A 12,204-nucleotide genomic window follows, 5' to 3' on the forward strand; every position below is an offset into this window, starting at 1 on the left:
CGGCGTCGGGGACCGCATCCCTCGGCCTCGTATACGGGACGCCGCGCGTCAGGCGAGTTCCGTGAAGGCCTCCACCGCATGGGTCCTGCCGGTGACGATCAGGATGTCGCCCGGCTCGACGACCGTTTCCGCGGTGGCGTACGTGAAGTCCTGCCCCGCACGTTTGATGCCGACGACCGTGACGCCGTACTGGCTGCGCACCCGCGACCGGCCGAGCGGCATCCCGGTGGCGACGCCCGGAGCTACGGTCTTGACGAGCGCGTAGTCGTCGTCGAACTGGATGAAGTCGAGCATCCGGCCCGTGACCAGGTGGGCCACCCGCTCGCCCATGTCGTGCTCGGGCAGCACCACATGGGGGACGCCGAGGCGTTCCAGGATCTGGCCGTGCTGGCGGCTGACGGCCTTGCCCCAGATGTTGGGCACGCCGGCGTCGAGGAGGTTGGAGCTCACCAGGATGCTCGCCTCGATGTCGTTGCCGATGCTCACGACGGCGCTGGTGAACTCGTTCACCCCGAGCTGACGCAGCGCTTCCGGGTCGGTGGCGTCGGCGACCGCGGCGTGGGTGAGCGTGTCGCTGTATCTCTGGACGAGGCGGGCGTCGTTGTCGAGGCCCAGGACGTCCCAGCCCCGCCGCATGAGCTCGTTGGCCAGCGAGCTGCCGAAGCGGCCGAGGCCGATGACGGCGACCCGTTGATCGCCCGCCTGGCCCTGCTGGACGGCCGGGCGCCTGCGGCGGCGCTTCCTCAGGGGGTGCAGGTGGTCAGCCAATGACGGGTCGCTCCTCCGGCAGTTGGTACCGACGTGTCCGCTCGCGCAGCGCGAGCGCCGAGACAAGGGTGATGGGGCCGATCCGGCCCACGAACATCAGCCCGATCAGGGTCAGTTGGCCCAGGGCGGGCAGGTCGGGGGTGATGCCCGTGCTGAGCCCGGTCGTGGAGAAGGCGGCGACGACCTCGAAGAGCGCCGCGTCGAGGGACGCCCGGCTGACCGAGAGCAGCGCGAGCGTCGCCGCCATCACCAGTCCCACGCCCAGCAGGGCCACCGTCAGGGCCTGGCGCAGCACATGCGGTCCAAGGCGGCGCCCCAGGATCACCGAGTGCGGCTCACCGCGTACCTCGGCGAGGATCGCGGCGGCCAGGACCGCGAACGTGGTCACCTTGATGCCGCCCGCGGTGCCCGCGCTGCCCCCGCCGATGAACATCAGCACACAGGTCGTCACCAGAGTCGAGGAGTGCAGGGCGCCGACGTCGAGGGAGTTGAACCCGGCGGTGCGGCTCATCGCCGAGTGGAAGAAGGCGTTCAGGAGCTTGCCGGCGGTGTCGTGCGGGCCCAGTGTCCGGCTGTTGGTCCATTCCAGCAGGCAGGTCAGGACTGTTCCGGCGATCAGCAGGACGACCGTGGTGATGACGGTGAGCTTGGTGTGCAGGGTCCAGTTCCGGCGGCCGGTCGTGCGCGCCCGGTTCCGGTGTCGCAGTGTTTCCAGCAGGACGGGGAACCCGATGCCGCCGAGGATCACGGCGACCGCGATGGGCAGTGTGACCCAGGGGTCCTGCGCGTAGCGGGTCAGGCTGTCGGCGTGCAGCCCGAATCCGGCGTTGTTGAAGGCGGACACGGCGTGGAAGTAGCCGAGGTACGCCGCCTCGCCGAAGCCCGAGCCGTAGCCGTAGCGGAAGCGCAGCGTGAGGACCACGCTCACCGCGACCTCGACGATGAGAGTGGTGCACGCGACGCCCACGAGGACGCGGCGCACGTCACCGATGCCCAGGCTCTTCGTCTCGGCCTGCGCCGTCAGCTGCATGCGCAGCCGCAGCCGCCCCGAGACCAGCAGGGCGAGGAGGGAGGCCATGGTCATGATGCCGAAGCCGCCGATCTGGAACAGCGCGAGGATCACGCCCTCGCCGAACCCGCTCCAGTACGTCCCGGTGTCGACCACGGCGAGCCCGGTCACGCAGACGGCGGAGGTCGACATGAACAGGGCGGTCAGCACGTTGGTCGCGCGGCCGTCCTCGGCGGCGGCGGGCAGTATCAGCAGCAGCGTGCCCAGGACCACGACCACGGCGAACCCCAGCACGACCACGCGGGCCGGGTGGACCACGAACAGGGAGCGCATCACCTGTGGCGCGCGTACCGACATCTCCCGGCCCTTCCGCCGAACATGTCACCGGACAGCCCTCACGCCGGTAACGCGACGCCGGGGCACCGGCTGCTCACCCTAGCGCCGGTGACCTGTCCGGAAGGTCCCTGAATGCGGGGTGTCACGCTGTCGGCCCGCGCGGTCCCGGTCGCGGATCGTGCGGGCCGGCGCGGCCGACTCAGCTCAGGGAGTCCAGGGCGGCGAGGATGTCGGCCGGTTCGGCGCGTGTGGTGTAGTCCGTGCTGACGAAGGCCCAGCGGATGACGCCGGCGCGGTCGACGACGTACGTCGCCGGGAGCGGCAGTGTGCGCGGGTGCCCGCCGTTCACGCGCTGCAGGTCGAACCCGAACGAGTCGTAGAGAGCGCCGAGTTCGTCGGACAGGTCGAACGCGAGACCGTACTCCTTCGCCGTGCCGGACCCGACATCGCTGAGCACGTCGAAGGTGAGCGCGTGCTTCTCGCTCAGCGACAGCGACTCGTCCGGAACCTGGGGCGACACGGCCACCAGCCGCGCCCCGCGTGCGGCGATGTCGCCGTTGTGCCGCTGAAGGGCCCGCAGGGCGATGTTGCAGTACGGGCACCAGGCGCCGCGGTAGAAGGTGAGGACCACCGGGCCCTGTGCCACCAGGTCGTCCAGGGCCACCGTCCCGCCCGCCGCCGCCGGCAGGTCGAAGCGGGGCGCCCGTGCGCCGGCCGCCAGCGCACGGTCGGCCTGTCCGGACGCGGCGAGGTGGTCGCCCGCCCGCTCCATGACCTCCCTGGCCGCGGCGGGGAGCTCGGGGTAGCGGGTCTCGAAGAAGGTGCGCAGCTCGGCGTGGAGACTCATCTGGCCTTGTCCTCCTGGAACTTGAAACGGTCGTTCCAAGATAGCCCGGGCGCGTGACCCCTGTCAGCGGTTCGGCCACTATCTTGGAATTGACGGTCCAAGTTGATTGGCGGGCGGAGCATGCCGGACATCAAGCACTTCGATCCGGAGACGGCGCTCGACGCCGCGATGCGGCTCTTCTGGCGCAGAGGCGTCGCCGCGACCGGCGTCCAGGACGTCGTGAACGCGACCGGGCTCAACCGCTCCAGCCTGTACGCCACCTTCGGAGGCAAGCAGGACCTGTATCTCGCCGCGTTGCGCCGCTACGTGGAGCAGTGGTCCGAGTCGGCGTTCCGGCGCGTCGCGCAGGACGGCCGCGGTCTGCCCGCCGTCTCCGACTTCTTCGCCGACCTGATCGAGGTCCGCTGCTCAGGGGAGTACGCACGGTGGGGCTGCATGGTGGTCAACGCGCATGCCGCAGCAGGGCCCGAGGACGCCGAGGTCCGCGCGCTCCTCGACCGGCAGCACCAGATGCTCAGGGACGCTCTGGAGGCGGCGCTCGCCACGGCGGAGGCCCGCGGTGAACTCGCTCCGGACACGGACACCGCCGCCGCGGCCGACGCTCTCGCCCTGCTCGCCTACGGGGTGAACGTGCGCTCCCGGGCGGGCGCCGACCCGGCCGCCCTGAAGCGCACCGTGGCCGCCGCGCTCGGCACCATGGCCCGGCGGCCGGACCACTGACCACCGCCTCGGCGCGATGCCCGCGAGGCCGCGGGGCCCGTGATCCGAGGCCCCCTCACCGCGCGGGCACGGATACGGCCGGCCCGCGACCGGTCGGTGGCGGGAAGTCGCTGTTCCGGGACGCCGGCGGCGCCATGAGAACCGCGGTGAGAATCATGCCGAGCAGGGCCACCACCGCGACGACGAGCGCCACCACCCACCGCCAGTCGTGCCGGTGGGACTGCTCGCTCCTCTCGCTGCGCACCTCGGCGAACTGCCCGTTCAGCGCGTCCATGCGGGAGGCGAGCTCCGGGTCGTCCCGGACGAGGAAGCGTTCGATCTCCGCGAGGGCGCGGCGGTCGTCCATCGGAGGATTCATTTCCGACCACCTGGTTCTCCGGGAACGGGTAGCGGGAAGACCGGCAGGGGGTCGTCGGCTCGATGTGCGGGCCTGGACCGCGGATGATGCTCCAGTTCCCGAGATTACCCGCGCCGCGGCCCGCCTGCCTGCGGCCGAGCCCCCGCTCCGCCGAGGCACCGGCGGGGAGAGACGCCTATGCTCCGGCCATGCGGCAGAGCGAGGTACTCAGGCATGTGATCGGCATCCTCACCCAGGCCTCGGAATGGCAGCGCCTGCTGGAGGAGGACGTGGAGCGTCACGACATCGACGACGAGGCGGATGCCGTCACCGCCCTCCTGAACGAGACGCTGCCGAGCGTCCAGGTGCCCGCCGACGCGACCGTGGAGGAGATCGCGGGCATAGTCGGCCGGGAGCTCGGGGAGGCGGTCCAGCAGCTCGCCGGAGCGTTCACCGTCGCCTTCGTGACATTGGCCGAGGTGCACGACTCGGGCCGGCAGGAGATCAGCTCCGCCGACGTCCTGCGGGAGCTCGCGCTGCGCGCGGAGGGGTTCGACGACGGGGACGACGAGTGAGCGGCCGTCCCGCTCGGCGACCGCGGGGCCCCGGCCACGGCGACGTCCGCCAGGCATCCTCCCCGGGCGTCGTCCGCCGTGCGTTCCCGGCCCGGTGTCCTCGGCCGTCGTCATCGGCCGGGCGGACGCCTTCGTCGCGTCCGCGCGGACCGGCGTTTCGGCGACGGAGCGTCGTCGGGCACACGGCGACGGACCGTCCATGTCGCTCGACCGGCGACACGGGACGGACCGGCATCATGGCGGCGGACCGCAGAGGCGTCCTACCGCACACGCGTGCCATGGGTATCAGGCGCGATTTTGAGGGCAAAGGGATTACACCGGGCACGCCGCGGTGAGGGAGGTGCGGCCCCATGCCGCTCCGGGCGGCGGGCCGGGTGCCGGCCTGTCAGAAGGGCAGTGATCGTGCGCAGTGTCGGAGTCGAGGAGGAACTCCTGCTCGTGGACCCCGCCTCCGGCGAACCACGAGCGCTTTCGCAAGCCGTGCTGGCGGCCGGCGAGGAGGACGCCTTCGAGGCGGAGCTGCAGCGCCAGCAGCTCGAATTCGCCACCCTGCCCAAGACGGACATGGCCGCCCTGGCCCACGAGATCACCCGGTGGCGCGCCGAGGCCATGCGCCGGGCCGAGAAGCTGGGGGCGGGCGTCGCCGCCCTGGCGACGTCTCCGCTCCCCGTGGATCCCGTCATCGCGGCGGGAGAGCGGTACCGGTGGATGCAGGAGCAGTACGGGCTGACCGCCCAGGAACAGCTCACCTGCGGCTGCCACGTGCACGTGTCGGTGGACTCCGACGAGGAGGGCGTCGCCGTCCTGGACAGGATCCGGCCGTGGCTGTCCGTCCTGCTCGCGCTGAGCACCAACTCCCCGTTCTGGCAAGGGCGGGACACCGGGTACAGCAGTTACCGCAGCCGTGTGTGGGGACGGTGGCCGTCGGCCGGGCCCGTGGAGATCTTCGGATCGGCAGACCGGTACCACGAACACGTGGCGTCCATGGTCGGCACCGGGGTGCTGCGCGACCTGGGGATGATCTACTTCGACGCGCGGCTCTCGCGCAAATACCCCACCGTCGAGGTCCGCGTCGCGGACGTGTGCCTCGACCCCGCCGCGACGGTGCTGGTGGCCACGCTCGTACGCGCCCTGGTGGAGACCGCGGCGCGCGAATGGCAGGCCGGTCTGCCGCCCACCCGCCACAGCGTGGGCCTGCTCCGGCTGGCGGCGTGGCGCGCCGGCCGCTCCGGCCTGGAGGAGCAGCTGGTCCACCCGGCCACCATGCGCCCGGCGCCCGCCGAGACGGTCGTCCACGCCCTGTTCGACCATGTGCGGGACGCCCTGGAGGACACCGGCGACCTGCTGCACGCGCAGGACACCCTGGCGGGCCTGCTCAAGCACGGCACCGGAGCACAGGCCCAGCGGGAGATGCTGGCCCGCACCGGGAGCCTGAGGAAGACGGTCGCCGCATGCGTACGCCGGACCTGTGCGTGACGCGACGCGCGGTCAGCGCAGGGCACCTGTGGGTGTGCCCCCGTTCGGCACCGGCACGAACGGCTGCATGAAGTCCGGGCCGCCGCGCACCAGGCCGTAACTCGACTCGGGGATCTCGTTCCAGGCCCCGGGCAGGCCGCTGAGCGGTTCGGACACCACGAGACGCGTCTCGTCGGACAGCCCCTCCAGGAACTCCAGATCGGGGTGCTGCGCCCGCAGGGTCTCGACCTCGGCGCTGAAGTACAGGGAACGTGAGCGGCGCTCGCTGGAGTAGCGGAAGACCCACAGGTCCTCTCCGTCGGTGACGGCCACGGTCATCTGGAGCGGGAAGTCCACCCCGTGCCGGTGGCCGAGGCTCTCCACGTGTCCCGCCATGCGCGCGACGGCTCCCGGGGGGTCCTGGTCGAGGCCGAGGCTGAGGGCCAGGAAGAACATGACCTCGGAGTCGGTCGACCCCTCGATGTCGGCGAACAACGACGGATCGATGAGGAGGCACAGGTCCCGGCGCAGCCGGTGGAAGTCGGTGATCGCGCCGTTGTGCATCCACAGCCAGCGCCCGTGCCGGAACGGGTGGCAGTTCGTCTGCTGGATGGCCGAGCCGGTCGACGCCCGGATGTGCGCGAAGAACAGGTGCGAGCGGACATGGGCGGAGATCTCGCGCAGATTGCGGTTGTTCCACGCGGGGCCGGTGTCGCGGACCACGGCCGGGGTGTCGATGCCCGGGGTGTACCAGCCGATGCCGAAGCCGTCGCCGTTCGTCGTCTCGACGCCCATCTTGGAGTGCAGGCTCTGGTCGATCAGGGAGTGGGCGGGGCGGTACAGAAGGGAGTCGAGGAGCACCGGGGTTCCCGAGTAGGCAAGCCATCGGCACATCTGGCCCTTCCCCTCTCCGTCCCCGGAAGGCGGGACGCGTGTCGCTTCGGGCGTCCTGGCGCGACCGGAGCCCGTGGGCAGGCAGCTCCATCATCACGCGTCGCGCCGGGTGATCGCCATGCGGGACCGCGGCGCGACGCACCGTGCTCGGGGACGCCGTGCTCAGGACGGGCGGACCGTGGTCGAGCCGTCCGGCTCGGCCCGCATACCGGTGCCGAGGCCGTCGCTGATCCGGCTCAGGACCTCGTGCACACCGCGGCAGTCCGACTCCGATGCGTGCGTCAGTCGCATGCGCCGCGCCTGCAGCGGCGTGACGCGCAGCTCGTGGAGGAGGCCGGTGCCGGACTCGACGGACGCCACGAGGAGCAGCCGCAGGTCGTCCCGGTACCGCTCGTAGCCGGTGATGCCCTCGTAGTCGTTGATCAGGTCGCCGCAGCCGTAGAGGACGAGCCTGCCGCGGTACACCTCGACGGGCCGGGGATGGTGCGAGGAGTGCCCGTGCACGACGTCCGCGCCCCCGTCGACGAGCGCGTGGGCGAAGCGGACCTGCTCGCGCGGTACGCGGTAGCCCCAGTTGGAGCCCATGTGGACGGAGACGACCGCCACGTCGCCCGGCCGTTTCGCCCGGCGCAGCAGGGCCGTCACGTCCGCCGCGACGGCGGGCGACGGGCCGGCGGCGAAGTGGACCCCGCTGCGCCGCGCGGTGGCGGCCCAGCTCGGCGGGACACCGCTGCACTCCAGGCCGAGGGAGACGACGACCACGCGTCCGCCGCCCGGCACGGGGACGAACGCGCACCGCCGGGCGGCGTCGAGGTCCCGGCCGGCGCCGGCCGTGCGCAGGCCCGCTGCCGCCAGGCTCGCGAGCGTCTCCTCCAGCCCGAGGCGGCCGTAGTCGAGGACGTGGTTGTTGGCGAGCGCGCACACATCGGGACGGGCGGCCGACAGGCAGGGCAGATTGGCCGGATGCATCCGGTAGAGGACCTCCTTCCCGGGCGCGGCGTCGCCGCTGCGGGTGACGGAGGTCTCGAGGTTCACCAGCCGCACGTCGGGCGCGGCGGCGTCGAGCAGCGGCAGCGCGTCGCCCCAGGGCCAGGAGAACGGGACCGGGCGGGGAATCGCACCGTTCACCGCCTCGGCCAGCTCGACATAGCTGCGGGCGTCCCGCACGTACGGCTCGGACAGCGCCGGATCACCGGGGTGCGGAAGGATCTGGTCGACGCCGCGGCCGAGCATGACGTCGCCGCTGAGGAACAGGGTGACGAGGTCACCGTCCATGACCTCCACGGTAGCCCGCTCGGCACGGCGTCTCCTGGGGCGGGGCGGCCCTCCGGCGGCGGTCGGCCCCGACGGGGACGAGAATGGCAAGGGGGTCGGCCGCTGCCAGGGAACGAGGAGGCCGATCGTGTTCTTCGTGGATCGCCTCGACGCGGGACGCCGACTGGCCGCCCGGATGCGGGGCTTCGAGCGGGAAGACCCGGTGGTGCTGGGGCTGCCCAGGGGAGGGATACCGGTCGCGGCGGAGGTCGCCCGGACTCTGGGAGCCCCACTGGACGTGTGCCTCGTGCGCAAGCTGGGAGTGCCCTACCAGCCGGAGCTCGGCATGGGGGCGCTCGGGGAGGGCGGCGTCCGCGTCGTCAACGACGACATCGTGCGGGGCGCCCGCGTCACCCCGGAGGAACTGGAGCAGGTCGAGGCGCACGAGCGGGCGGTGCTCGAGGAACGCGCCCGGCGCTACCGGGGGCAGCGGCCGCCGCTGCCGGTGGAGGGCCGCACGGTCGTGCTGGTCGACGACGGGGTCGCCACGGGATCCACCGCCCGGGCCGCCTGCCGCATCGCCCGCGCCAGGGGAGCCGCCCGGATCGTGCTGGCGGTCCCGGTGGCACCCGAGGACTGGACGGCGCGGCTCGGCGACGAGGCGGACGATCTGGTCTGTCTCGGCACGCCGCGCGAGTTCTTCGCGATCGGCCAGTTCTACGCCGACTTCGCGCAGACCGACGACAGCGAGGTCGTGCGCTGCCTGGAGGAGGCTGCCGCGCGCATGGCCGGATAGGCGCTGCGGCCCGCGACGCCTCAGTCCTGGGCCGGGGCTGCCATCCCCTCCAGGGCGTCCAGCAGTTCGCGCTCGCGCGCGGCGCTCAGACCGGCGCGCCTGGTCCGCTCCAGTCCCTGCGCCCGCTCCCAGACGAGGGTGTCGGTGATCAGGTCCTCGCGGTCGCGGTGCCGCAGCCCCGCGGCGCGCGCGGAAAAGCCGCTGCGCGCCGAGAAGCCCTCCCAGCCCGGCTCGTCCAGCCACATCGCCAGCGAGTCGGGACCCATGAACTGCGCCACCTCCCGCTCCCGCAGCCACGCCGGCGCGGCCGCGACCACCGGCCCGGTGTGCCCGCCGACGGCACGGGACAGCTCCAGCCACCGCGCGAACGGCACCACCGGGCCCACCGCGTCGTACGTCCCTGTCGTGCGCGCCTGCGCGGCCTCCAGCAGCCACGCGGCCAGGTCCCTGACGTCGATCACCTGGGTCGGCGACGCCGGGTCGTCGGGGACGAGCATGGCGCCGGCCGGGTCGCGTGCGGCGCGGGCCACCCAGTAGCCCGAGCGGCCACTGGGGTCACCGGGCCCGCCGATCAGGCCGGCGCGCGCGATCAGCAGCCGGTCTCCCACGGCGGCCAGGGAAGCCTGCTCGCAGGCGACCTTCGCCTGTCCGTACTGCTCACGGCCGGCCCGGCTCCCTTCGGCCGCGTCCAGCAGCTTTGTGGACTCGTCGGCGTCGCGCGCGGCATGGGACGCGTAGGCGCTGACCGACGAGACGTACGTCCAGTGACCCGCCCGGTCCGCCAGCGCCGCCAGCGCCTCGCGTACGAACCCCGGCTGCCACGACACCTCGACGACGGCGTCCCACGTACGGTCACGCAGCGAGGCGTACGCGCCGGGGTCCTCCCGGTCGGCCGTCACCAGCTCCGCCCCTTCGGCGGCGGGGCCGCTCTCCCCGCGGGCCAGGCACGTCACCTGGTGGCCCCGCGCCACGGCCTGCCGCGAGATCTCCCGTCCCAGCCACGCCGTCCCGCCCAGAATCAAGATCTGCATTCCGCCACCCAAGCACGTACGGCGGCAGCGGGTCCGGAAATCCGCTGTCGGCGGAGGGCGGCCGCGGGGCCGCCCCGGCGGTCACACGGTGCCGTCGGTGATCGTCGACGCCAGTGCCGCGATGGGCGGCCACGACCACTGGCCGGCGCGCGCGAGAAGGAAACTGCGTCGCAGTCCGGCGACCGGGTCCAGCGGCCGGAAGGCCACGTCCGTACGGTGCCGCTCGAGGCCCGAACTCGCGAGGAGCGCCACACCGAGACCGGCCCCCACAAGGCTGTTGACCAGGCTGAGACTGTCCACCCGGTGCGCGATGCGCGGGACGAAGCCGGCGATCGCGCAGACGCGCTGCACCAGCTCGTCGTCGTCCGTGCCGCGCGAGTTGGCGATCCAGCCGGTGTCGGCGAACTCCGCCAGGTCCGCCACGGCGACCGGCCGGCCCGCGTCGGGGTGGCCGGCCGGGACGGCGAGGTACAGCGACTGCTCCTCGAACTGCCGGGCGCTCAGGTCCGGCGGCACCGTCCGCGGCACCAGGCTGTAGTCGTACACCACGCCCAGGTCGGCGCCGCCCGAGCGCAGCAGCCGCGCCGTGTGTTCCGGCTCGTGCTCGTGCACCTCCACCGCGACCCGCGGATACCGCTCCCGAAGGCGGGCCAGCGCGGGCAGGACCACCGGTACGACCGCCGTGAAGAAGCTCGCCAGGCGCACCCGGCCCACCGGGTCCGCCGTGCCGCGCAGTTCCGACTGCGCCGCCTCCACCGCCGCGAGGATGCCCACGGCGTGCTCGACCAGCCGCTCGCCGGCGGGCGTGAGCTGGACGCGGCGGCCGTCCGGCGTCAGCAGCCGCACGCCGACCTCCTGCTCCAGCACCGCCAGGTGCTTGGAGACGGCCGATGTCCCGTAGCCGGTCGTGGCGGCGACGGCGGCCATGGTGCCGAGGCGGTGCAGCTCGACCATCAGCTTCAGCCGGCCCAGGTCGGGGAGCCGCTCCATGTCATTCGTGGCCATCCGCAGATTGTCCACGAAAGGTGGCTGGTCGGTCCACCTTCGGCCAGTGGACAGAAACAGACGGGTGCCGGTGGAATGTCCCGGTGACCGCCACCTCCGACACCTCCTCCGCAGCCCTGCCGACCGCCTCCTCCACGACGGTCACGGCCCCGGCTCCCGGCCGCCGCATGATGCCCGGACCGGTCCTCGTCCTCGTCGCCATGCTCCTGCTCCACACCGGCAGCGCGCTGGCGACCGAGCTGTTCCACTCCCTCGGCCCGGCGGGCACGACGTGGCTGCGCCTCACCTTCGCGGCCGTGCTCCTGCTCCTGGTCACCGGCGGGTCCCTGTGGCGGACCCTGCGCACGGTTCCGCGGCGCGATCTGCTGGCCACCGGACTCCTCGGCGTCGTGAGCGCCGGAATGATGCTGCTGTTCTCCGAAGCCGCCGCGCGCCTGCCGCTCGGCACCGCCACGGCGCTGGAGTTCCTCGGCCCGCTGGCCGTGGCCGTGTTCGCGTCCCACCGGGTCAGGGAGCTGGCGTGGCTGGGGCTCGCGGCGGCCGGCGTCGTCCTGCTCACCTCGCCCTGGACGGGCGCCACCAGCCTGGTCGGCGTCCTGTTCGGTCTGGGGTCGGCCGCGTGCTGGGCGCTGTACGTCGTCGGCACCGCTCACGTCGGCAGCCGCCTGTCCGCGCCCCACGCGCTGACCGTCTCCCTCGCCGTCGCCGCCCTCGCCGCCGCACCCTTCGGAGCGCCGGGCGCCCTCGACGCGCTGACCTGGCAGACGGCCGCCGCCGCGGCGGGCATCGCCGTCCTCATGCCCCTCCTCCCCTTCCTGCTGGAGATGAAGGCACTGCAGCGCATCGGCAAGACCACGTACGGCACGCTGGCCGGTCTGGAGCCGGCCGTCAGCCTGCTGGCCGCCATGGTCCTGATCTCCCAGACACCCACCGTGCTGCAGATCGCCGGCACGGTCCTCGTGGTCGCCGCGGGCATCGGCGCCACGCGGGCCGAGTCACGGCGCTGAGCCGCCGGGCGTACGCGCGTACACAACGGGAGGGCGCCTGCCGCGGCAGGCGCCCTCCCGCCCTGATCAACCTCCCGAACCCCGCGTACACCGACGCCGCGCACCGCAACGGCGTGAAGAGCCTCGGCTGTTGGTTCTGGCCCCGGTCCTGGAACACCGCCGCCCGGCGC

At 72.9% G+C, this 12,204-nt stretch carries 12 protein-coding genes and 2 pseudogenes; 6 read left to right on the forward strand and 8 right to left on the reverse strand.

Annotated elements, in window-relative coordinates:
• Window positions 1-48 precede the first annotated feature (48 nt).
• The 3 genes from AB0K02_RS21770 to AB0K02_RS21780 form a co-directional block, all read right to left on the reverse strand.
• Entirely contained in the window at window positions 49-768 is a 720-nt protein-coding gene (locus AB0K02_RS21770; RefSeq protein WP_365994139.1) for a TrkA family potassium uptake protein, read from the reverse strand.
• Complete coding sequence (locus tag AB0K02_RS21775) at window positions 761-2,134, reverse strand: potassium transporter TrkG (RefSeq protein WP_365994140.1); 1,374 nt, start codon at window positions 2,132-2,134, stop codon at window positions 761-763. The genes AB0K02_RS21770 and AB0K02_RS21775 overlap by 8 nt, the downstream gene beginning before the upstream one ends.
• A gap of 178 nt (window positions 2,135-2,312) precedes the next feature.
• Window positions 2,313-2,960, reverse strand: coding sequence for a peroxiredoxin-like family protein (locus tag AB0K02_RS21780; RefSeq protein ID WP_365994141.1), 648 nt, complete (start codon window positions 2,958-2,960; stop codon window positions 2,313-2,315).
• A 120-nt stretch (window positions 2,961-3,080) separates the two neighbouring features.
• On the opposite strand from AB0K02_RS21780, the gene AB0K02_RS21785 reads away from it, so the two are divergent.
• Complete coding sequence (locus tag AB0K02_RS21785) at window positions 3,081-3,680, forward strand: helix-turn-helix domain-containing protein (protein WP_365994142.1); 600 nt, start codon at window positions 3,081-3,083, stop codon at window positions 3,678-3,680.
• Between the two features lie 55 nt (window positions 3,681-3,735).
• On the opposite strand, the gene AB0K02_RS21790 is transcribed toward AB0K02_RS21785, so the two are convergent.
• A complete protein-coding gene (locus tag AB0K02_RS21790) occupies window positions 3,736-4,038 on the reverse strand; it encodes a DUF3040 domain-containing protein (RefSeq protein WP_365994143.1) in 303 nt (100 codons plus the stop codon).
• Window positions 4,039-4,226: 188 nt separating this feature from the next.
• On the opposite strand from AB0K02_RS21790, the gene AB0K02_RS21795 reads away from it, so the two are divergent.
• Both AB0K02_RS21795 and AB0K02_RS21800 read left to right on the forward strand, forming a co-directional pair.
• Window positions 4,227-4,592, forward strand: coding sequence for a hypothetical protein (locus AB0K02_RS21795; RefSeq protein ID WP_365994144.1), 366 nt, complete (start codon window positions 4,227-4,229; stop codon window positions 4,590-4,592).
• A gap of 402 nt (window positions 4,593-4,994) precedes the next feature.
• Window positions 4,995-6,068 (forward strand): glutamate--cysteine ligase, encoded by a 1,074-nt coding sequence (locus AB0K02_RS21800; RefSeq protein WP_365994145.1) that lies wholly within the window; start codon window positions 4,995-4,997, stop codon window positions 6,066-6,068.
• A gap of 12 nt (window positions 6,069-6,080) precedes the next feature.
• Here AB0K02_RS21800 and AB0K02_RS21805 read toward each other — a convergent pair whose 3' ends face one another.
• Window positions 6,081-6,941, reverse strand: a complete 861-nt coding sequence (locus AB0K02_RS21805) for a class II glutamine amidotransferase (RefSeq protein ID WP_365994146.1) — start codon at window positions 6,939-6,941, stop codon at window positions 6,081-6,083.
• Window positions 6,942-7,103: 162 nt separating this feature from the next.
• The gene (locus AB0K02_RS21810; RefSeq protein ID WP_365994147.1) at window positions 7,104-8,216 is read right to left on the reverse strand and encodes a CapA family protein; all 1,113 of its coding nucleotides are present in this window, start codon (window positions 8,214-8,216) and stop codon (window positions 7,104-7,106) included.
• A 127-nt stretch (window positions 8,217-8,343) separates the two neighbouring features.
• Between AB0K02_RS21810 and AB0K02_RS21815 the strand changes: the two are divergent.
• Window positions 8,344-8,976: pseudogene (locus AB0K02_RS21815) on the forward strand (phosphoribosyltransferase family protein); the annotation flags it as partial.
• Between the two features lie 35 nt (window positions 8,977-9,011).
• Here the strand turns inward: AB0K02_RS21815 and AB0K02_RS21820 are convergent.
• Window positions 9,012-10,022, reverse strand: a complete 1,011-nt coding sequence (locus AB0K02_RS21820) for an NAD-dependent epimerase/dehydratase family protein (RefSeq protein WP_365994148.1) — start codon at window positions 10,020-10,022, stop codon at window positions 9,012-9,014.
• A gap of 81 nt (window positions 10,023-10,103) precedes the next feature.
• Window positions 10,104-11,027 carry a LysR family transcriptional regulator gene (locus tag AB0K02_RS21825; protein ID WP_365994149.1) on the reverse strand — a complete coding sequence of 308 codons (924 nt, stop codon included), beginning with the start codon at window positions 11,025-11,027 and terminating at the stop codon, window positions 10,104-10,106.
• An 83-nt stretch (window positions 11,028-11,110) separates the two neighbouring features.
• On the opposite strand from AB0K02_RS21825, the gene AB0K02_RS21830 reads away from it, so the two are divergent.
• A complete protein-coding gene (locus AB0K02_RS21830) occupies window positions 11,111-12,034 on the forward strand; it encodes an EamA family transporter (RefSeq protein WP_365994150.1) in 924 nt (307 codons plus the stop codon).
• Between the two features lie 65 nt (window positions 12,035-12,099).
• Window positions 12,100-12,174, forward strand: a pseudogene (locus tag AB0K02_RS21835) (hypothetical protein); the annotation flags it as partial.
• Between the last annotated feature and the right edge of the window lie 30 nt (window positions 12,175-12,204).

Origin of the sequence: Streptomyces sp. NPDC049597, assembly GCF_040675505.1 — a bacterium.
Classification (GTDB): Bacteria; Actinomycetota; Actinomycetes; order Streptomycetales; family Streptomycetaceae; genus Streptomyces.

Excerpts from the sequence above, each read along its gene's own strand:
- AB0K02_RS21820 (WP_365994148.1), bottom strand. The coding sequence starts at position 10,022 with ATGCAGATCTTGATTCTGGGCGGGACGGCGTGGCTGGGACGGGAGATC.
- AB0K02_RS21825 (WP_365994149.1), bottom strand. The coding sequence starts at position 11,027 with ATGGCCACGAATGACATGGAGCGGCTCCCCGACCTGGGCCGGCTGAAG.
- AB0K02_RS21785 (WP_365994142.1), top strand. The coding sequence starts at position 3,081 with ATGCCGGACATCAAGCACTTCGATCCGGAGACGGCGCTCGACGCCGCG.
- AB0K02_RS21805 (WP_365994146.1), bottom strand. The coding sequence starts at position 6,941 with ATGTGCCGATGGCTTGCCTACTCGGGAACCCCGGTGCTCCTCGACTCC.
- AB0K02_RS21775 (WP_365994140.1), bottom strand. The coding sequence starts at position 2,134 with ATGTCGGTACGCGCGCCACAGGTGATGCGCTCCCTGTTCGTGGTCCAC.
- AB0K02_RS21780 (WP_365994141.1), bottom strand. The coding sequence starts at position 2,960 with ATGAGTCTCCACGCCGAGCTGCGCACCTTCTTCGAGACCCGCTACCCC.
- AB0K02_RS21795 (WP_365994144.1), top strand. The coding sequence starts at position 4,227 with ATGCGGCAGAGCGAGGTACTCAGGCATGTGATCGGCATCCTCACCCAG.
- AB0K02_RS21810 (WP_365994147.1), bottom strand. The coding sequence starts at position 8,216 with ATGGACGGTGACCTCGTCACCCTGTTCCTCAGCGGCGACGTCATGCTC.
- AB0K02_RS21790 (WP_365994143.1), bottom strand. The coding sequence starts at position 4,038 with ATGAATCCTCCGATGGACGACCGCCGCGCCCTCGCGGAGATCGAACGC.